This window comes from uncultured Corynebacterium sp. (assembly GCF_937999985.1).
Classification (GTDB): Bacteria; Actinomycetota; Actinomycetes; order Mycobacteriales; family Mycobacteriaceae; genus Corynebacterium.
The window spans coordinates 1-20,234 of record NZ_CALLDG010000113.1 but is presented as its reverse complement, the minus strand read 5'-3'; the positions used below and the strand labels follow the sequence as shown (position 1 = coordinate 20,234).

The 20,234-nt window shown below is 63.8% G+C and carries 17 protein-coding genes; all 17 read right to left on the bottom strand.

The features are described 5' to 3' along the window. Positions 1–207: 207 nt before the first annotated feature. The 17 genes from Q0331_RS05350 to Q0331_RS05270 all read right to left on the bottom strand — a co-directional run bounded on the left by Q0331_RS05350 (position 208) and on the right by Q0331_RS05270 (position 20,065). Positions 208–366 (bottom strand): hypothetical protein, encoded by a 159-nt coding sequence (locus Q0331_RS05350; RefSeq protein WP_298075436.1) that lies wholly within the window; start codon positions 364–366, stop codon positions 208–210. Positions 367–392: 26 nt separating this feature from the next. Then, positions 393–1,541 (bottom strand): DivIVA domain-containing protein, encoded by a 1,149-nt coding sequence (locus Q0331_RS05345; protein WP_298075435.1) that lies wholly within the window; start codon positions 1,539–1,541, stop codon positions 393–395. Between the two features lie 669 nt (positions 1,542–2,210). After that, entirely contained in the window at positions 2,211–2,501 is a 291-nt protein-coding gene (locus Q0331_RS05340; RefSeq protein WP_035005451.1) for a YggT family protein, read from the bottom strand. 67 nt (positions 2,502–2,568) lie between these two features. Further along, positions 2,569–3,165 carry a cell division protein SepF gene (sepF, locus tag Q0331_RS05335; protein ID WP_298075434.1) on the bottom strand — a complete coding sequence of 199 codons (597 nt, stop codon included), beginning with the start codon at positions 3,163–3,165 and terminating at the stop codon, positions 2,569–2,571. 67 nt (positions 3,166–3,232) lie between these two features. Next, positions 3,233–3,988, bottom strand: coding sequence for a YggS family pyridoxal phosphate-dependent enzyme (locus Q0331_RS05330; protein WP_298075433.1), 756 nt, complete (start codon positions 3,986–3,988; stop codon positions 3,233–3,235). Next, positions 3,985–4,746: a peptidoglycan editing factor PgeF gene (pgeF, locus tag Q0331_RS05325; RefSeq protein WP_298075432.1), complete on the bottom strand. Its 762-nt coding sequence runs from the start codon at positions 4,744–4,746 to the stop codon at positions 3,985–3,987. The genes Q0331_RS05330 and pgeF overlap by 4 nt, the downstream gene beginning before the upstream one ends. 55 nt (positions 4,747–4,801) lie before the next feature. Continuing rightward, positions 4,802–6,139, bottom strand: a complete 1,338-nt coding sequence (gene ftsZ / locus Q0331_RS05320) for a cell division protein FtsZ (protein WP_298075431.1) — start codon at positions 6,137–6,139, stop codon at positions 4,802–4,804. Between the two features lie 165 nt (positions 6,140–6,304). Continuing rightward, complete coding sequence (locus Q0331_RS05315; protein WP_298075430.1) at positions 6,305–7,006, bottom strand: cell division protein FtsQ/DivIB; 702 nt, start codon at positions 7,004–7,006, stop codon at positions 6,305–6,307. Next, positions 7,003–8,499, bottom strand: coding sequence for a UDP-N-acetylmuramate--L-alanine ligase (gene murC / locus Q0331_RS05310; RefSeq protein ID WP_298075429.1), 1,497 nt, complete (start codon positions 8,497–8,499; stop codon positions 7,003–7,005). The genes Q0331_RS05315 and murC overlap by 4 nt, the downstream gene beginning before the upstream one ends. A gap of 54 nt (positions 8,500–8,553) precedes the next feature. Beyond that, a complete protein-coding gene (murG, locus tag Q0331_RS05305) occupies positions 8,554–9,666 on the bottom strand; it encodes an undecaprenyldiphospho-muramoylpentapeptide beta-N-acetylglucosaminyltransferase (protein ID WP_049049518.1) in 1,113 nt (370 codons plus the stop codon). Between the two features lie 5 nt (positions 9,667–9,671). Continuing rightward, on the bottom strand, positions 9,672–11,339 hold the full coding sequence (gene ftsW / locus Q0331_RS05300; protein ID WP_298075428.1) for a putative lipid II flippase FtsW: 1,668 nt from the start codon (positions 11,337–11,339) through the stop codon (positions 9,672–9,674). A 7-nt stretch (positions 11,340–11,346) separates the two neighbouring features. Then, positions 11,347–12,837 carry a UDP-N-acetylmuramoyl-L-alanine--D-glutamate ligase gene (gene murD, locus Q0331_RS05295; protein ID WP_298075427.1) on the bottom strand — a complete coding sequence of 497 codons (1,491 nt, stop codon included), beginning with the start codon at positions 12,835–12,837 and terminating at the stop codon, positions 11,347–11,349. A gap of 105 nt (positions 12,838–12,942) precedes the next feature. After that, positions 12,943–14,043, bottom strand: a complete 1,101-nt coding sequence (mraY, locus tag Q0331_RS05290; protein WP_298075426.1) for a phospho-N-acetylmuramoyl-pentapeptide-transferase — start codon at positions 14,041–14,043, stop codon at positions 12,943–12,945. Between the two features lie 7 nt (positions 14,044–14,050). After that, positions 14,051–15,565, bottom strand: a complete 1,515-nt coding sequence (murF, locus tag Q0331_RS05285; RefSeq protein WP_298075425.1) for a UDP-N-acetylmuramoyl-tripeptide--D-alanyl-D-alanine ligase — start codon at positions 15,563–15,565, stop codon at positions 14,051–14,053. Next, on the bottom strand, positions 15,562–17,181 hold the full coding sequence (locus Q0331_RS05280) for a UDP-N-acetylmuramoyl-L-alanyl-D-glutamate--2,6-diaminopimelate ligase (RefSeq protein WP_298075424.1): 1,620 nt from the start codon (positions 17,179–17,181) through the stop codon (positions 15,562–15,564). Before Q0331_RS05280 ends, murF begins: the two co-directional genes overlap by 4 nt. Next, on the bottom strand, positions 17,178–19,094 hold the full coding sequence (locus tag Q0331_RS05275) for a penicillin-binding protein 2 (protein WP_298075423.1): 1,917 nt from the start codon (positions 19,092–19,094) through the stop codon (positions 17,178–17,180). The genes Q0331_RS05280 and Q0331_RS05275 overlap by 4 nt, the downstream gene beginning before the upstream one ends. Before the next feature lie 86 nt (positions 19,095–19,180). Next, positions 19,181–20,065, bottom strand: coding sequence for a hypothetical protein (locus tag Q0331_RS05270; RefSeq protein ID WP_298075422.1), 885 nt, complete (start codon positions 20,063–20,065; stop codon positions 19,181–19,183). Positions 20,066–20,234 lie beyond the last annotated feature (169 nt).

Below are 20,234 nucleotides of genomic sequence, written 5' to 3'. Positions count from 1 at the left end.
ATCTCTTACGGCGATGACGTGCCGCGACTCCGCCTGGGTCTAATAAATGTCCGCCCCCAGCTCTTGGCGAGCAGGTGCGGACACCGTTCTTCCAGGAACGCTCCCCGGTGATGGCCGGATCTATGCGTGGTTTTGAAGGATATTCAGTTACGGCTCCTACCCTACACTTCCGTGTGCGGGATAGGAGCCTTAGCCCTTAGCGAGTCCTTAGCGCTTGCGGTGGCGGATCAGGTCGTAGACGAACAGTGCCACGCCGATCAGAGCCACGGTCACGCAGATCCAGGCCCACGTGGTGGACCCGATCGTGAGGCTAACTACGAGAGCCGCAAAGCCGAGAACCGCCAGGAGGATCGCTGCAACGAGCATCGTTACTTCCTAAGGCGCTGGGGCTACTAGTTGTCTTCGCCCTCGACCTCGATGGAGCCAGCCGGTGCGGCGGTGCCGCGGCTGTTCAGCTCCTCCAGCTGGGACTCCAGGAAGGTCTTCAGGCGGGTGCGGTACTCGCGCTCGTAGGTGCGCAGCTCCTCGATGCGTGCCTCGAGGGTGGTCTGCTGCTTCTTCACCGTGTTCATGATCTCGGTGTGCTTGCGCTCTGCGTCCTCCTGCAGGGCGTTTGCCTTCTCCTGTGCGGAGCGGATCTGCGCCTGGGACTGAGCAGTAGCGTCGGAGATCATGACCTCGGACTTCTGCTTTGCGTCTGCCAGCTGTGCGTTGGACTTCTCCTCCGCGTCTGCCAGCATCTTCTCGGAGCGGGTCTTCGCATCTGCCAGCTGAGCCTCGGAGCGCTTCTGTGCGTCCGCCAGGGTGTTCTTGGAGCTGCTGTCCGCGTCGTCGATGGTCTTCTTCGCGGTGGCGCGAGCCTCTTCCAGCATGGTGTTGGACTCCGCCTTCGCATCGCCGGTCAGGCGGTCGGCCATCTCCTGTGCCAGGGACAGCACGCGGGCTGCCTGCATGTGGGTCTCGGCGGTTGCGACGCCGGACTTGCCGTCGCCGGAGGCGGCCGGAGCGGCAGCAGCTGCGGAAGCCTGGGCCGGAGCCTGCTTCTTGGCATCCTCAGCGGCCTTCTCGGCCTTAGCAGCGCGATCTTCGGCTGCCTTCAGCTTGGCCTCGTAGTCAGCCTTGACCTTCTTCTCGATCTCGGCGACATTCGCCTGGGAAGCGGCCTGCGGCTGTGCCTTGCCCTGCTGTGCCTGAACCTCAGCGCGGGCGTCCTTGCGAGCCTGCTCCAGCTTCGCGGAGTACTCGGACTCGAACTTGCCACGCAGGTCGGACTCGATCTGACGACGCAGTGCGGCCTCGTCAACCTGGGAAGCGCCAGCAGCGCCTGCCACACCGGCGCCAGCAGTACCAGCGCCATTCGCAGAGCCGGACTCCAGCTGCTCGACCTTCAGCTTGAGGTCGGAGTTCTCGTCCTGCAGTTCCGCAAGAGTGTCCTCCACGAGATCCAGGAACTGGTCGACCTCGTCCTCGTTGTAACCACGCTTGCCGATCGGCGGCTTGCTAAAAGCTACGTTGTGCACATCAGCCGGAGTGAGTGGCATAGGTTGTCCCTTTCCCTTTCGGATTGCCTCAAAGTGCTCGAAGGCGTTCGCAACAGTAATGAACTATTGATGGTTTATGAAACAGCTACCAAGCATACCAGCATAAGCTGGTTCAGTCTCAACTTTAGATCGAGATTAGCCGCGTAGCACGGCATAACACCGTATAGCTCAGCCTCAACAATAATTTACTGCAGCCACATAAACACCACAGGCTGAGCCCCACCCCCTGGTTCCACCCCCATACGAAAGTTTTCCGACTTTCTAACTTGAACACGTAACGTCAGAAACGCGCCAACGATGTAACAGGTGAAGGGAATGAGAAAACCGCCACCGGCCAAGACCCACATTCTCGACCGGCAGCGGCTTTCGTCACTACACACGACATCTCCGCAGCCTCACTCACTTACCGCAAAGATGTCTCCAATTCTAGCCCCGTGAACGGATATTCACAACAGCTTGTGAATATCCGTTTCCTTCGTCTCCCCCCGACATCCACCCCCTTAGTTTTATAACTTTAAGGATGTGCTGATATCAGCCTCGCTAGTGAACTTCTAGCGAACTTTGTAGCCGATAATCCCCCCCCTACAAAAGTTTTCCACTGCACTGTCACCGTACCGTCACTGCACCGGCACTGTACCGTCACCGTACGGTCGCTGCGCTCTCCCCGTATCAGCGAATGAATGCCCCCAAGAGCATGCTCAGCAACTGCAGTCCGAAGAACAATACCAGTACGGAGACATCCAGCCCTACGCCACCGAGCTGCACCGGCGGAATCAACTTCCTTAGCGCCTTCACCGGGGGATCTGTAACCACAAACAGCGGCTCGGCCACAATGCTGAACCATCGCTGCGGGCGCCAATTGCGGGAAAAGGACTGAATCATTTCGATAATGATGCGCAAGATCAGAATCAGAATGTAGAAGCGAATCAGCCACATCAACAGAAGCAGGATTTCGTTCACTTATGAGCTCTCTATTGGTTAACGACCTTTATGAGTTAAAAGACTTCTAAAACGGCTGGCGCGCAGACTAGATGGTCTCCGCGATGGCATCCAACTGATCCTGCGCCAGGGTCACGCCCTTCGGCAGCAGAATGAAGTTACGCACACCCTTGAGCTTCTTTAGCTGTGCATCCAGGCCGCGGCTCAGGCCAGCGGCGAAGTCCAGTACTCGCTTTGCCTCGCCCTTTTCCATTCCGCTGAGGGAGAACACGACAACCTCGCGAGCTTTGAGGTTTTCCACCAGCTCGCCGGCCTGGGTGTAGGAGCTCAAGGTAAAGGACACGAAGGCCGAAGGATCCTTCTCCTCCGCCGGAGCTTCCGTGTAGGAGGCGGAATAGTGGCTTCCGCCACGGGAAGAGTAGCGATCCTCGCGGTCGCCCCGCTCTGCGCGGTCAGCATACTCGGAACGGCCATAACGGCCGCCGCGCTCGGCGCGGTCGCCAAAGTCACGCTCAGAACGGGAACGGTAGGAAGGCTCGTGGGCATCACGCTCAACGCGGTCTGCGCGATCAGCACGGTCGCGCTCGCGGGAGCCGTAGCCGTCGCTGTAGTAATCCGTGTTGTAGGTTTCCACGGAATCAAAACCGAAGAACCGCTTGGTCTTGTCCATGAAGTTTTCTGACATTGCTCTGTAGGAACCTTCCGTTGGTTGAATCTCTTAGCTTGTTAAGGACTGTATGCAGCTATGTGGTTTAAAGTACTGGTCGCGCGCCCATTATATCCGTACCGACACGCACCAGCGTGGAGCCTTCCGCGATGGCAATCTCCAGGTCGCCGCTCATTCCAGCGGAGTACACGGGAGCGCCCGTCACGCGGTCTGTGATGCGCTCGACGAGCTGCCGACCCCGGGCAAAAACGGCTGCCGGATCGGCGTCCAGAGGCGGTACCGTCATCAGCCCGCGCAGCTCCAGGTTCTCGGCCGCGGCCACAGCATCGGCCAGTTCGTCGATGTCCGTCTCCACTGCCCCGCCGCGCTGCGGATCACCGTCGGCGCTGAATTGTAGGAGCACCGGCAGGCGTTCGCTTCGATCGCCGCGCTCCAACGCCAGGCCCGCGCCGCGATCCAGCGCATTCAGCAGCTTCAGCGAATCCACGGTGTGCACGGCGGCTGCCCACCGCGCAACGGAGTTCGCCTTCTTCGTCTGCACCTGCCCCACCATGTGGAACTGCAGACCTGTATCTGCCAACTGTGCGTGCTTATCGCGCGCTTCCTGTTCGCGGTTCTCGCCGACGGCGGTGACGCCCAGCTGTGTCAACAGCTTCACGTCCTCAGCAGGGTGGAACTTGGTGATGGGCAGCAGATCCGCTCCCCCGGCCACCGCAATGCGGCGCCTGACGCGCGCCAGGTTCTCAGCAATTTCCTGCGCCCGGGGGCTAAGGTTCGCCGAACCACCGGGAAGGTCATCGGCCACCTGGTTTTCGCGGTTCACGCTCTTCTGCTCCGTCATGGCATCCACACTACGCCCGCCTGACGGCCAGTCGTCCCCTCCCGGCGGTAGGAGAAGAAGCGATCGGCGTGCTCCGAGTCGATTGTGCAGCGCGGGTCCGCATCAATGCTGCGCACTCCGAGGGAGAGCAGTTGGCGAGTCAGACCAGCACGAATGTCCAACCCATGGGTGCCCTGGGCGGTGGTGGTTGCCGAGCCGGGAAGCTTGGACTCCACATCCGCGGCCATAGCCTGCGGCACTTCGTAGTTCTCCCCGCTGGCGGCGGCGCCGAGCAGCGCGTGAATGTTGCTGGGCACAGCTCCCAGGTCTTCCATGCGGGCAATAGTACGGCGCAGGATTCCGTTGCGGGCTCCCATTCGCCCAGCGTGAACCGCAGCGATCACGCCCGCGTCCTCATCGGACAGCAAAACCGGAACGCAGTCAGCGGTGAGGACGATCAGCGCAGTACCTCGCAGGGTGGTAATGAGGGCGTCAGTAGCCTCGATGACGGGCGACGCAGGAGCCTCAGCGGGCGCAGAAGACACAAGGTGGTCGGCGGTGACCTCCGTGACGTTCGGCGAGTGGATCTGCTCCATGAACACCAGGCGCCCCACGTCCAGACCCAGCACATCCGCCAGGCGCTGGCGGTTGTGAGCCACAGCCGCCGGGTCATCGCCCACGTGATCGCCCAGGTTGAACGAGGCGTAGGCGCCCGTAGAGATCCCACCGTTGCGGTCGGTGAAAACCTTCCGCACCTTCGGGCTCTGGTCGTGGCTCAAAGCAAGCTCCTTAGTTTGGCATCTGGCTGCATCTGGCGAGGTTATATCTGGCGGACTAGTTGAAGTCCGGCAGATCCAGGTCGTCCTCTTCCTCAGTCAGATCCACGCCAGAGTTGGAGGAGTTCTGCGGCTGCTGCGGTGCAGAGGTGAACAGGCCGCCACCCTGGTTAGTCTGCGGCTCCGGCTGCGCGTGCTGCGGCACGGTGCCACGGCGCTGCGCAAAGCTGGACTGGGTGCCAGCCTGCGGTGCGGCCGGATCGGCCTGCGCGGAGCCTGCCTGCGGGGCCTCCTGCCCCTGCACTGCGTACTGGGAGTTCTGGCCAGCCTGCGGAGCCTCCTGGCCGCCGAACAGGTTGGTCGACTGTGCAGCGCCGGCGCCTGCAGCCGCATCCGCGCTCTCCTGCGCGTGGTGCGCACCGGAACGCTGGTTGTTGGATGTCGCGGACGGCGAATCGTCGAAGCCGGTGGCGATGACGGTCACGCGGACCTCGTCGCCCAGCTGGTCGTCGATGATGGTACCGAAGATCAGGTTGACGTCCTCGTCGGCCTTCTCCTCCACCAGGTCCGCGGCCTGGGAAACCTCCAGCAGGCCCAAGTCGGAGCCGCCAGCGAAGGAAAGCAGTACACCCTTGGCGCCCTCCATGGTGCTCTCCAGCAGTGGGGAGTTAATAGCCGCCTGGGTGGCCTTTACCGCACGCTGGTCGCCGCGGGCGGTGCCGATGCCCATGAGGGCGGAGCCCGCGTCGGTCATGACGGAACGCACGTCGGCGAAGTCCACGTTGATCACACCCGGGGTAGTGATCAGCTTGGTGATGCCCTCAACACCGCTGAGCAGCACTTCATCGGCCTTGCGGAAGGCCTCCATCATGGACAGCTGTTCCTCGGACATCTTCAGCAGCGAGTCGTTGGGGATAACGATCAGCGTGTCGCAGACCTCGCGCAGGGCCTCGATGCCTTCCATGGCCTGCTTGCTGCGGCGACGGCCCTCGAAGCCGAAGGGGCGGGTAACCACGCCGACGGTCAGGGCGTTCTGCTTCTTCGCGATGTTCGCCACGACCGGGGCTGCACCCGTGCCGGTGCCGCCACCTTCGCCTGCGGTGACGAACACCATGTCGGCACCGGCCAGGATCTCTTCGATCTGATCCTTGTGGTCCTCGGCGGACTTGCGGCCAACGTCCGGGTTAGCACCAGCGCCCAGGCCGCGGGTCTCCTCGCGGCCGATGTCCAGCTTGATGTCCGCATCGGTCAGCATCAGGGCCTGTGCATCGGTGTTGATGGCGATGAACTCCACGCCCTGCAGCTGCTCGTCGATCATGCGGTTGACGGCGTTTACGCCGCCGCCGCCGACACCGACCACCTTGATCTCGGCGAGGTGGTTTCCAGGATTCGTCATGTGCGCTTTTCCGCCTTCCTAAAGAATTTTTCGTGCTTTGCGGTTTACCGGTTTGCTGTTGCGTCCATCTTCCTAGCCGTCAAGCATTTAGCGGTGCACATTTTTGGTGGCGTGTCGTATCCTTAAAGTTCAACTTAAAGCTTAAGCTGGGGTTTCATTCCCACTTCAGCCCTGCCTGACGGTAGGCATGGCGGGGTTCGAAACGTTCCAATTTCCCTCGCGTCCCAGCACAATGCGGGTCGCCTCGGCCTTCTCGTCCGCCCTATCTGCCGATCCCCAATACACAGCCTGATTAGGGAAAAAGAGGCGAATGCTATCCGCCGACTCAGCCTCGATCCCCTCCAGCTTCCCGCGCAGATCATCCGAAAGCGCAGTCAACGCCTTCGTCGCCGCGTCGATAGCTCGGGAATCGTCGGCCTTGGTCTTCTTAAACTCGAAAGCCCCTTCAGGCTTCACACCCGTCAAGAACACCTGCCCATTGTCATCCACTACGTGTGGCGTGTCGCCATCCATGACGTAGCCGATGGCCTGATGCTCGGTCACATCGACCGTCACCGTGGTGGGCCAGGAGCGCTTAACGGTCACCTTCTCCACCCACGGCACGGCAGAGACGCCCTGGGCGGCTTCTGCCATGTCCAGGCGCAGCATATTATCGCCCGCATTAATGGCGCTGGCCTCCCGGATCGCCTGCGGATCCGCGTTCGTCGTGCCCTGCACATCAATCTGCGACACCTTTACGATGGGCGCCGCATACACAAGCACACCCAGCAGCACAACCAGTGCGACGAGCCCCGCGACCAGCCACTGCAGGCGCTTACGCGGCGGGTTCTGGTTCTTTTTGTTTTTTGTTCTTGACGCCCTACTCACCCGCGATCACCACGGTCCAGCTCCAGCAAAATCTCGTCCGCCAGCATCGTCACGGTGCCCGCGCCAATCGTCAGTACCATGTCGCCAGGCTGCACCAGCCCGGCGACCACGCCAGCAACGCGCGAGAAATCGGGCTCAAACACGCACTCGGTGGAGGAATCGATCTTGTCCCCAATGATGCGCGAATCCACGCCTTCCACTGGCTCCTCGCGGGCGCCGAAGATGTCCAACAGCACCACCTGATCCGCCAGGGACAGGGCCTCGGCGAACTCGTCAGCGAAGTTGATCGTGCGGGAGTAAAGGTGCGGCTGGAAGACGGCCACGATGCGCCCACCGCGGGCTTCCACGCGCTGACGTGCGGCCGACAGGACGGCCGCGACTTCAGTCGGGTGATGTGCGTAGTCGTCGTAGACCTCCACGTCCTGGCGAGTGCCGTGATATTCGAAGCGGCGGCGCACGCCGTCGAAACCACCGATGCCCGCGATAACTTTCTCCACGTCCGCGCCCAGCAGCACGCTGCCCAGCACGGCCGCGGTGGCGTTCAGCACCATGTGGATGCCCGGAATGGCCACGCGCAGCGAATAGATGCCAGCGCCCTGCTGTGCGGCTCCGTTCACGGCCTCAGTTAGTCGCAGGACGGAGACGGTGCCCTCGGCGGTAACCTCCGAGCTTTCGATGATCGCTGCTGGGGGCACGGAAGAGTGGGCGTCACAAGCCTCGGCAGTGCCATAACCGACAACGCTAAACGGCAAGGGCTCGCCGGCCTCAGCGCCGGCGATAAGCTTCTCGGCAAGCGCGGCCGAACCCGGATCGTCCAGGCAGGCGACCAGGAAGCCACCCGGCACGATGCGGTGAGCGAACTTCTCGAAGACCTCCCGGTAGGCCGCTTCCGTCTTGAAGTAATCCAGGTGGTCGGGCTCGATGTTCGTGACCACCGCGATCTCGGGCGAGTAGGACAGGAAGGAGCCATCGGACTCGTCGGCCTCGGCCACGAAAATCTCACCGGTGCCGTTATGGGCGTTCGTGCCCGCGCGGTTCAGCTGGCCGCCGATGGCGAAAGAGGGATCCTGCCCCGCGGCCTGCAACGCCGCCACGGCCATCGATGTCGTAGAGGTCTTGCCGTGTGTACCCGCCAGCAGGAAAGCACGGCGATCCTGCAGCAACAGCGCCAGAATGTCGGAGCGGCGGAGCACCGGAATGCCTGCCTCGCGGGCGCCGACGAGCTCCGGGTTATCCTGCGGAATCGCGGCGAAGGACGTGACGACTACCGTGGGCATCTCCCCCAGCAAGCGTAGGTTTTCTGCCGCGTGCCCCACCTGAATCTGTGCACCGGCCGCGCGCAGCGCCATGATGCTGCGCGACTCCTTCATGTCCGACCCGCTGACCTGGTAGCCGCGGTCCAGCAGGATGCGGGCGATACCGGACATGCCGGCACCGCCAATGCCCACCATGTGAACGCGGGAAAGGTCCGTGGTCTGAGGCTGCTCGCTCATCGTGGAAGAAGATGCCTTTCTGGAAAGAGGGGGGGAATGGTCTTTGTACTGGGGTTAGGCTTCGGCGGCTGCGATGATCTTCTCGGCGATCTTCTCTGCAGCGTCCCTGTGGCCCGCGGCGAGCGTCGCCAGGCTGGCGGCGTGCCAGCGGGTTTCGTCGCGCAGCAACGGGATGACTTCCTGGGAAACGCGGTGGCCGGTGAGCTCGGCATCCTTGATGATCACCCCGCCGCCGGCATGAGTGATCGGGCGGACGTTGAGCTCCTGCTCGCCGTTGCCGTGCGGCAGCGGCACGTAGATTCCCGGCAGGCCGACGGCGGAGACCTCAGCAACCGTCATTGCGCCCGAACGGCAGAGGATCGCGTCCGCGGCGGCCAGCGCCAGGTCCATACGCTCGATGTACGGAACGGCCACGTAGGGAGGCGTGCCCTCCTTGACTTCCGCCGGCAGTTCAATTTCGTTCTTCTTGCCATAGGCGTGCAGCACCCCGATGCCCGCGTCCTGCAGGGTCTTCGCCGCATCCACCACCGCGTTGTTGATGCTGCGCGCGCCCTGCGATCCGCCGGTGACCAGCAGCAGCGGAGCTTCCGGATCCACGCCGAAGAACTCGCGAGCCTCCGCGCGCAGGGCTTTGCGGTCCATCTTCAGCACGGATTCGCGCACGGGGATGCCTACAATCTCGGCGTCCAGGCCGGAATCCTCCACCGCGGCCAGACCAGTTCCGCCCAACTTCACGCCCAGCTTGTTGGCCACGCCCGCGCGGGCATTGGCCTCATGGACGAAGAAGGGAATCTTGAGGGAACGCGCCGCCAGGTAGGCCGGAGCGGAAACATAGCCGCCGAAGCCGATCACCACGTCGGCCTCCACCTCGCGCAGCACCCGCTTCGTCTCCTTCAGAGCCTTGCGCAGGCGCAGCGGCAGCGTAGCCAGATCCTTGTTCACCTTGCGCGGCACCGGCACCGGCGGGATCAGCTCCAGGTCGAAGCCGCGTGCCGGCACCAGGGTGGTCTCCAGGCCACGGGTGGTGCCCAGCGCGGTGATACGCGCGTCGGGGCGCTGCGCGCGAACTGCCTCTGCCACGGCCATGGCGGGTTCAATGTGCCCGGCCGTTCCGCCGCCGGCAACGACGACTGATAGCTTCCGGTCGGCTTCTGGCTTCGGGTTCACTTTGGCTAGCGCCTCCTGTGTCGGTTATCGATAGTTCTGCGAGTCTTGCGAGCCCTCGGCGGACCCGCCTCGTCCGCGCTGTAGCGGCTACGCGGGATCGGCTTCGGTATCGCGGTGGGCGGCAAGTCCTGCCTTCGCACTCCATCGTAGCCACGTAGGCGCGACTCGCCGCCGACGCGGCGGATGGACTGTTCCACCCGGTCGCGTTCGCGGCGGACATCCTGGCTCCCCCGGCCAGCGCTCGCCCGCTGCCGGGTAACCGGCTCGCCGTAGCTATAGGCCGTCTCGCGGCGCTCATTTCGGCGCTGCTCGCCCGCCTTGTAGCCCTGCGGCTCCGGCAGCAGAAGGATGCGGTCGATGAGTGGGCGGCCTTCGTGCTGCATGGAAGAGATCGTCTCCGGCTCGTTACGGGCACAGTTGCACAGCAGCCCCATGGAAAGGAGGGTGATGATCGCCGACGAACCGCCGGCGGAGATCAGTGGCAGCTGGATGCCGGTCACCGGCAGCAGGCCCACAACGTAGCCCATGTTGAAGAAAGCCTGCACGGAAATACCGATGGTCAGCGTTGCCGCCAGCAGCCGCAGGAAAGGATCCTTTTGCGCCAGGGCTGTGCGAATCCCGAACCAGGCCAGCATTCCAAACAGGAACACAACGAAGAGTGCACCAAGAAGCCCCAGTTCCTCGCCCACAATGGCAAAAATAAAATCATTCTTTGCTTCTGGCAGGTAGAACCACTTTGCTCGGGATTGTCCCAAACCGACGCCGAACATCCCACCGTCAGACAGAGACAAAATGCCCTGGTGGGAATGGTAGGCCGCATCTTGGGTCGTGGACTCGCTGAAGTTCAGCGTCAGGGCGTCCTTCCACGTCTTAATGCGATCACCGCGGAAGGCCTGGCTGGTAATCGCGAACACGCCGAGCACCGCGGCTAGCCCCAGCGCCCAGGTAATAACCCGGCGAGCAACGCCAGCAAAGAAGATAAGCGCGGCGGCCACGATGCCCACGGAGAACATCATGCCGAGGTCCTTCTGCAACAGCACCAGTATCACAATCGCAGCGCTTACGGCCAAGAAGGCACCGAGGCCAGTATTAAGGCGCTGCGAAGCGCGTGCTCGGTAAGAAACGGTCGCTGCGCCCCACACCGCCAGCGCTAACTTCGCCACCTCAGAGGGCTGCACGCCAACGGGGCCAATACGGATCCACGAGTTAGAACCGACCTCTTCGCCGCCGATGCCAACTCCAGGGATGAGCACCGCGATCAACATCACGATCGCAACTACCAGCAGCCACGGGGAATACCTGCGAATCGTCTCCGGGCGCATCCGTAGCGCCCCCCACATAGCCACCAATCCGAGGAATACGACCACGGCCTGCTTAATAAACTCACCAAAGACGCTCGCGCCGCTGGCGTAGGAAGTCACCATCGACGACGACAGCACCATGACGAGCCCCAGGATAGTCAGGCACGCCGTGACGACCATCAGCACCTTGTAGTTCAGCTGCGGGGTGGCCAGCTGTGCGGTGAACTTGCGGTGCAGGGATGCCAGGCCGCGCTCGGCGCCAGATTCCTGGTTCGCGGTCTTGCGCTCCGGCTCGGGTCGCTCACCGTGCGGGCTGTTCTCCCCTGCGCCAGGGATGCGCCGGCGCTTCGAATTGGACGTCGGAGTGGACATCGCGCGCCTATCCCCTTTCCTGTACTTCTTGAGTCTCTTGAGCCTCTTGTGACTTTTGTTCGGCCGTATCGGCCCCAGCATATGCCACCGCATACTGGGCGAACAGGTCGCCACGCTGGCTCATGCCGGTATACATATCCAGCGACGCTGCCGCCGGGGCCAGCACCACGCTGTCGCCGGGTTGCGCCAACCCGTGGGCGGCGCGGGCGACGGCACGCATCGCTTCTTCTGGATCGGTGGCGTCAATAACAGTGACCGGCAGGTCGGGCAGCTGCCGCGACACCTCCGCGACAAGCTCCGCGCGATCCACGCCAAGGGCCACCACTGCCTTGAGGGCGCCGCCGATCGCCCGGATTAGCCCGTCGACCGCGGCCCCCTTCAGCTGCCCGCCGGCAACCCAGATCACGTTGCGCTGGCCCCGCAGCGCGGCCTCGGCGGCGTGCGGGTTGGTGGCCTTCGAGTTATCGATCCAGGTAACGCCTCCGTGCTCCAGCACAACCTGCCCGCGGTGAGCCTGCACCTTGAATCCGGACAGCGCGGTTTCGATGGCCGCCGGTGCCACGCCCAGGGCGCGCGCCATCGCCGCACTCGCCGCGGCATCGGCAAGCCCTGCGGGCCCGGGAGGGCTAATGCCCTGTGCCGGAGCGAGGTCCGTCGTCTGACTCGGGTCGCCGATGATGACCTCGACCAGGCGCCCGTCGCGCACCCCGACTACTCGTTCCGTATTTTGTGACGCCACCTCTTCAGGATCGTGAATCGTGTACCCAAGCCGCGCCACTACCTCGCGGGCGCGTGCGGTGGCCACAACGTCTGAGTCGTCCAGAGCCAGGACGGAATCCTCGGCGGTCAAGACTTGAGCCTTGTCCGCACAATAGTTTTCGTAGCTTCCGTGCCAATCCAGGTGGTCTTCGGCGAGGTTCAGAATGCAGCCAACGGCGGGCTCGAACATGGGCGCCCAGTGCAGCTGAAAGCTGGACACCTCGGCGACGAAGACGTCGGAGCGGGGTTCGCCGCGGTGCTGGCCAGCCAGGGCAGCGGAAGGGGCGATGCCAATGTTGCCCACGGCCAGGGCAGCGCGCCCATCGGCGATCAGCATGGAGGTCAGCATCGCCGTGGTGGTGGTCTTACCGTTCGTTCCCGTCACCGCCAGCCATGTGCGGGGCTCACCGAAGGCCCCGGCCTGGTCCGCCAGCCAGGCTGCGGCAATATCCCCAATCACGGGGATTCCCAGCTCGGCGGCACGGGCCAGCAACGGGGATTCGGGTTTCCACCCCGGGGAGGTCACGACGAGTCTCGGCGCCAGGTCTTCTAGGGAGTCGATGGCCTCGGAGACATTCAGGAGCCGCAGTTCCGTCTCCCCATCGTCGGCGATGTGGCCAAGTGCCTGCGCGTTATCGTCTGCAACCAGAACCAGCCGGGCGCCGAGGGCACAGAGCATGGAGATCACGCCCCGCCCGGCCACGCCCGCGCCCGCGACCAGAACGGTCTGGGTGCGCATGGTTTCTAGGGCGTCTGCGGGTTGAAGTGCGGGTGTCGATTCCACGGCTGGATTGTCCTTACATTGCTAGCGAATTGTGGGTTTGTGGGCCCGCCACCGGCAGGCTTAGAAGCTGGCGCCGTTGAGCCACTCCGCGTAGAAGATAGCGAAGCCGGACATCGCCGCCAGCGCGGCCAGCAGCCAGAAGCGGATAACGACGGTGGTCTCCGCCCACCCTTTGTTCTCGAAGTGGTGGTGGATCGGCGCCATGCGGAACACGCGCTTGCCGGTGGCCTTGAAGGAGATCACCTGGATCACCACGGAAGCGGCCTCGATGACGAAGATGATGCCGACCAGGATCATCAGCAGCTCAGTCTGGGTCGTGATGGAAAGTCCAGCCACCAGGCCGCCCAGAGCCAGCGAGCCGGTATCGCCCATGAAGATCTTCGCCGGAGCCGCGTTCCACCACAGGAAGCCCAGGCATGCGCCCAGGCCGGCGGAGGCGAGCATCGACAGATCCAACGGGTCGCGCACCGCGTAGCAGGCGGTCTCTGCGCTGGCAGCGCAGGAGTTACGGAACTGCCAGAAGGTGATCAGCACGTAGGTGCCCATGACCATCGCGGTCACGCCACTGGCCAGACCATCCAGGCCGTCGGTCAGGTTCACTGCGTTGGACCAAGCGGAAATCACCACGTAGATGAAGATCAGGAACAGAACCATGCCCACGACGGTCGGCCCGATGGCGATGTCGAACGTCGCAATATCGCGGACGAACGACAGGTGCGTGGAGCCCGGGGTGAGCCCGTGCGCGTTCGGGAACTGCAGGATCAGCAGGCCAAAGACAATCGCGGTAACCAGCTGCCCCACGAGCTTCGCCTTCGCGTTCAGGCCCAGGTTCCGGCCCTTGACCAGCTTGATGTAGTCATCGGCAAAGCCCAGCCCGCCCAGGGCAAGCGTCAACCCCAGCACCAGCCAGCCGCTGACGCCCGGCCCGGCGCCGGTGGTTATGAGACCCACCAGCACGGCCACCAGGTAGCCGAACACGATGCCCGCCAGCACGGCGATGCCGCCCATGGTGGGGGTGCCGCGCTTCTTGAAGTGCGACTTCGGGCCTTCCTCGCGGATCTCCTGGCCCAGTCCTTCGGCAGAGAACCAACGGATCAGCACCGGAGTCAGCAGTACGGACACAAGGAAAGCAACCGCACCTGCGATAAAGATTTGCAACATGGGATTTTTAAGCTCCTTGGTCCTCGCCGATGAGCAGTCCTTCTGCTACCGCCCAAAGTCCGTCTGAATACGATGCCTTGATCAGCACCACATCCTGCGGGTTCAAACTCATATCTAGGTAGTTCACCGCACCGTCGATGTTCTCGACGGCCTGCGTTTCTACTCCACTCTCCCGGGCAGCCTCGGCCAGTGCACGCTGGTTCACCCCGTTGCCCACGATCACTGCGTGGTCGATGCGCCGTTGCGCCAGAACGTGGCCGAGTTCGGCGTGCTCGTCGCTCGCGTCCTCGCCCAGCTCGCCCATCTGCCCCAGCACGGCCCAGCTTTCCGCCTCGCGGCGCCCCTTGGCCGTGTAGGCCAGCGCGTCGATTCCCGCGCGCATGGATTCGGGGTTGGCGTTGTAGGAGTCGTTGATGATGGTCACACCGTCGGATTCGCGGGTGCGCACGTCCATGCGGTTCACGCTGGCGGCGACGTGAGAGCTCAGCAGGGACGCAACCGTGGCGGCGTCAATACCCAACTCGATACCAACCGCCGCGGCGGCGAGCGCGTTCGAGACCTGGTGGGCGCCGAACACCGAAAGCTCCACGCGCACTGGCTGACCTGCCGGGTGGTGCAGCATAAAGCTGGCGCGGGCCACGGCATCGAGCTCGATGTCGGTGGCGTAGTAATCCGCTGGAACACCCGCGGCACCCGTCGCGCCCTCCGTGGAGAAGCGCACAACGCGTGCCGCGGTGCGCTTATCCATCGCGGCGACCTTGTCGTCGTCGGCGTTCAGTACGGCCAGGCCACCCTCGGCGGCGGCTGGCAGTGCCTCCACGAGCTCGCCCTTCGCTTGCGCGATGGCCTGACGGGAACCGAACTCGCCCAGGTGGGCGCTGCCGACGTTCAGCACCACGCCCACGCGCGGTGGGGTGACGGTCGTCAGGTGCTGGATGTGGCCCACACCGCGGGCGGACATCTCACTGACGAGGAAGCGCGTGTCGCGGCCGGCTCGCAGGGCGGTGTACGGCAGGCCGATCTCATTGTTGAAGCTGCCGGGCGGGGCGACGGTCTCCCCCGCCTCTCGCAGCACCGCGCCAATCAGGTCCTTAGTGGAGGTCTTGCCCGCGGAACCAGTAACGCCGACGACGACCATGCCCTCTTCGGCGGCCAGCACGTCGGTGTTGTAGCGCGCGAGCTTGTCCACGGCGGCCAGCACTGCGGCGCCGTGGCCTTCCACGTCGAATTCGAAGGCAGTGGCGTTGGAGGTCTGCTCGTTGACCTCCACCGGAGCGGCCAGCAGCGCGGGCTGCTCCACTTGACGACCGACGATCAGTAGCGCGGCGCCGTTCTGCAGTGCAGCGTCGGCGAAGTCGTGCCCGTCGGCGCGGGCTCCGGGCAGGGCCATGAAGATCGCGCCCGGGGTGATCCTGCGCGAATCGAACTCCGCCGGGCCGGTCACTACGGCCTGCGGATCCACGTCGTTAATCAGCGTGCTGCCCGTTACCTCGGCGATTTTCTGGGTTGTTAGTTCTATCATCGCTTCTGCCTACCTTCACCATTATTTGCCTCGCGCTCTTGCCGCACCCGGTTTTGCAGAGCTGCCGCCAGCTCCTCCACATCGTCGAAGGGGTGCATCGTGCCGGCCACCAGCTGCCCCTTTTCGTGCCCCTTGCCGGCCACGACCACCGCGTCTCCGGGGCGTGCCCACGCCACAGCCGCGGCGATTGCCTCTGCACGGTCGGGCACAATCTCGCACACGGTCTCGCCGTTTGTTGGTTGTTCTTGTTCCTTCTTCTGGACGCCCTCTCGCGCCCCCGCGTAAATAGCCTCCCTAATCGCGGAAGGTTCCTCATCCCGGGGATTGTCATCCGTGACGAACACCGCATCCGCCCGCTCCGCGGCGATGCGGCCCATGATCGCGCGCTTGTCGTGGTCGCGGTTTCCGCCGGCCCCGAGGACGATGCCAATGCGGGCTTCCGGATCCGGCAGGTAGTCGTGCAGGCTACCCAGCACGGCCTGAACAGCGCCCGGCTTGTGCGCATAGTCAACCATCGCCAGGAAGTCCTGGCCTTCCTCGACCAGCTGCATGCGGCCGGGCACCTGCACGTCTTGCAGGGCCTGTACGGCGGCGCTGTCGCTGGTCAGCGCGTCTCCCGTAGCTGCCTCGATGCAGGCCAGCGCCACCAAGCTGTTGGCCTGGTTGAAGGCACCGGCCATGCCAATGCTGTAATCCAGCTCGCGGGTTGCGGCACCGCCTGCGATGGCCAGGCGAATATGCTGGCGGCCGCTAGGGGCCACTTCGGCGGAGGCAATGGACCATACCGGGCCGCCTGTTTCGGCCTCGTGGTGGCCTCCCTGGGGATACAGCGCCACGGTCGGCGAGTGCTTCGCGGCGATGGCGCGCATGCGCTCGCCCCACTCGTCCTCGCAGCAGATCACAGCAGTGCCCGGCACGGCCCCGTCCTCAACGCGCTCGAATAGCAGCGCCTTCGCCTGGAAGTAGTCCTCCATCGTCGGGTGGAAATCCAGGTGGTCCTGGCTCAGGTTCGTAAACGCCACCACGTCGAAGTGCACTCCGCGCACACGGCCTAGCTGCAGGGCGTGGCTGGATACCTCCATCACCAGGTGCGTGGCGCCTTCGGCGACCATGCGCGCCAGCAGGGCCTGCAGGGTGGGAGCCTCCGGAGTGGTCAGCGAGGTCGGAATCGGCTGGCCGTTGATGCGGGTACCGGTGGTGCCGATCAGTCCCACCTGCAGCCCCGAATCCAGCAGAGCCTTTTCCACCAGGTAGCTGGTGGTGGTCTTGCCAGACGTGCCGGTGATGCCAATGGTCTTCAGCTGGCGTGCCGGGTGGCCATAAACCTCCGCAGACACCGCGCCCATCCACTCGCGAACGTCGTCGACGACAATGCACGGCAGCGGTGTAGGGGCGTCATCAATAATGCGCTGGCCTGCGGCGTCGGTAAGAACGGCGGCGGCCTTGCTATCCGCGGCGAAGGTCGCGCCGTGGACCTTCGAACCAGGAACAGCACAGAATAGGCCGCCCGGCTGCACATCATTAGAACCGATCGCGGCAGAGTTCACCTCCACACCCTCCCAGGGGCCGGTGAGGGTTCCTCCGCAGATTTCGGCGAGCTGCTTCAACGATGTCATTGATTTGCCTCCAGCATCAGCTTTGGTCCTGCTTCCTTGGACAGCGGCACGTTGTAGTGGTCGAGCATCCACGCCATGATGTCGTGGAACAGAGGCGCCGCGCTGCCACCCGCGCCCCCGTCAGTACCGCGCTCGGGGTCATCCAGCATGATGCCCACCACGAAGCGCGGCTTGTCCGCGGGTGCGATACCCGCGAAGTTGATCCAGTACTTGGAGTTCGAATAGGCACCCGTGTCCGGGTCGACTTGCTGGGCCGTGCCCGTCTTGCCGGAAACCTGGTAGCCGTCGATGGCTGCCGGCGCACCAGAGCCCTGCTGAACTCCGGTTTCGTCCTTCTGCGTCACCGCGCGGAACATGTCCACGGTCGTGCGGGCGGTCTCCGGGGAGACCACGCGGGTCTCCTTCGCCGGGTCGGAATCCAGCTCCGCGCCGTCGGACGTGGTGATCTTGTTGATCAACCTGGGCTCCACGCGCACGCCGTCGTTGGCCAGCGCCTGGTAGATGCTGGTCATTTGCAGCAGGCTCATGGACATGCCCTGGCCGATCGGCAGGTTGGCGAAAGTGCCGCCGGACCACTGGTTCAGCTCCGGCATGTAGCCGGCAACCTCGTACGGCAACCCCACGCCCGATGTCTGGCCCACACCGAACTTGCGGAAGTATTCGTACATCTTCTCCTCGCCCACTCGCTCGGCGAGCATCAGGGTGCCGACGTTCGAGGACTTACCGAAGATGCCGGTGGTGGTGTACGGAACCTCGCCGTGGTCCCATGCATCCTTCACTGTCACGCCGGACATCTCGATGCTGCCGGGAACCTTTAGCACCTCATCCGGGGTGGTCTTGCCCTCCTGGATGGCTGCCGCGGCGGTCATGATCTTGGCCACGGAGCCAGGCTCGAAGGAATCAGCCGTGGCGCGGTCACCGAAGACCTTCTTGCGCTTCAGCTGCTTTTCGATGTCCCCGTTCGGGTCGATGGAGTCGCTAGAGCCCATGGCGATAATCTCGCCGGTCTTGGAATCCAGCACGACGGCCGAGGCCGACTTTGCGCCCGACTTCTCCCGCGCCTGTTGCAAAGCCTGCTGCACGTAGGTCTGCGCGTCCAGGTCGATGGTCAACTCGTAGGAATCGCCGTTGACGGCCGGGTGCACATCGCGGGTGGAGCCCGGAATCAGGTAGCCATCGCCTCCAATGTCCACGGTGCGCGAACCGTTGATGCCCTGCAGGCGCGCATCCTGGGAAAGCTCCAGGCCGAACTGCCCCTGGTTATCGGTACTGATCTTGCCGATCATGTTCTGCGCCACCGCGCCGTTGGGATATTGACGCAGATCCTGGCGTTCGACGGTGATCTCGGGGAATTCCTTGCCGACCTTCTCGGCAACGTCCGGGTCGACGTTGCGCACCAGCACCTCGTAATTCCTATCGCTGGTCAGTTTGTCGCGGATATCGTCTTCGTCGATATCGTCGCCTTCTTTATTGATCATCTCGGGCAGACGCTTGGCGATGTCTTCAATGCGCTGCTTGGGCTCGGGGTTCTTCTCGGGATCTTCTTCATGACTTTCCTGCATGTGTTCCCCGGCCTGCTTCGGGAGTACAGAGAGGCTGCGTGCGTCCATGGTGTAGGCCAGCACCTGGCCATTGCGATCCGTAATGCCTCCGCGCAGAGCTGGTTCGGTAATCACCGAGGTACGCTGCATCTGTGCTTGATTCGACAGCGATGGGCCGGCGACCAGTTGTACCCAGACGAGGCGCAGCATCAGGGCGAGAACCGTCAGGAAGATGACTAGGAATACGAGGCGGACGCGCTTGTTAAAACGCGCGAAGGAGGTATCCAGGATCAACCACGAGTTAGAGTCAACCGTCCGCGGGGAGCGGCGGTTGTTGGGTGTGGACACGTGGTTGCCCTCCTTTCTATTCACTCTTGGTTATTGTCCCCGTAAATACGAAAACAGGCCGGGGTTGGCCCCGGCGTGTCTGAAGTTTTCGGTTCGCTTTCCGCGGTGATCTAGCGCGGTGCCGGGGCCGGCGCCTCCGCCGCGGGCGCTGGAGCGGGAGCAGGAGCAGGTGCCGGCGCTGCCGGAGCCGGCGCGGGCGCCGGTGCAGGCGCCTGACCCGCCGGGCCGCCGGAGTACGGCAGACCACCGTTGCCCTGCGAGTTGTTACGTGGACCGCTGACGTTTACATCCGGGGCGCGGTCACCCGCGAGGACCGGGTGGTCCGGGTGCAGGCCCTCGACGCGTTCGGTCTTATTCGGATCACTGGTTGCGCCACGACGCTTGGCTTCGCCGTTCACATCGACGACTTCCTTGCCATCTTCAGCGTTGGCCGGGCGGCTTTCCTCGATCTTGCCGCCGCGATCCTCCAGAATGCCGGACTGCTTCGGGGTAACCATGCCCATCTCGCTGGCTTCCTTGGCGATGTTGGCGGAGGACTTCGCGTTGGCGACGTCCCGGTTCAGACTCTCGATCTCGTTTTCCAACGTGGTGCTGCGAGACTGCGCATCGGCGATCTGGAACGACTGCTTAGTCGTGGCGGCGGACAGCGCCATCACGGAAACCACACCGAGGATGAATACAGTCACCGCCAACACGATGCGGCGGGTGAGCTTCGGGTTCCCACGCTCCAGGGCAATAATGCGCCGTCCGCGGACCGAGACCTGCTGGCGCGAGCCCACCCGGCTACCGCCGAAGCGGCGAGTGCTGCGCCCCGGGGCGCTGGTGCGGTTGGCATCCCAGGCACTTCCGCGGCGGGTCGGCTCGGCGGTGCGCTGGCTAGAGCGCGCCGGGCGAGCCTTGGCGCGTGAGCGGTCGGCAACGCCGCGACCGGCTACGGTGGTGCGATCGCGATCGGTGTGCTGGCCTCGGGTGCGGATGGTGCCTGGTGCTGTCATGTGATTCCTTCCGAAGTTTCGGAGGTTCGGGTCTGTTTCTATCAGTGGTATTCGGGGGTTTTGCTTAGCTAACTGGGCGTGTCCAGCGGAAATGTTGTTTTTCCTCTGTCACTGACCCTGCTGTAGGCCCTCACCCTCACGGGGGCGGCCCGGGAGTTCTGCTCTATCT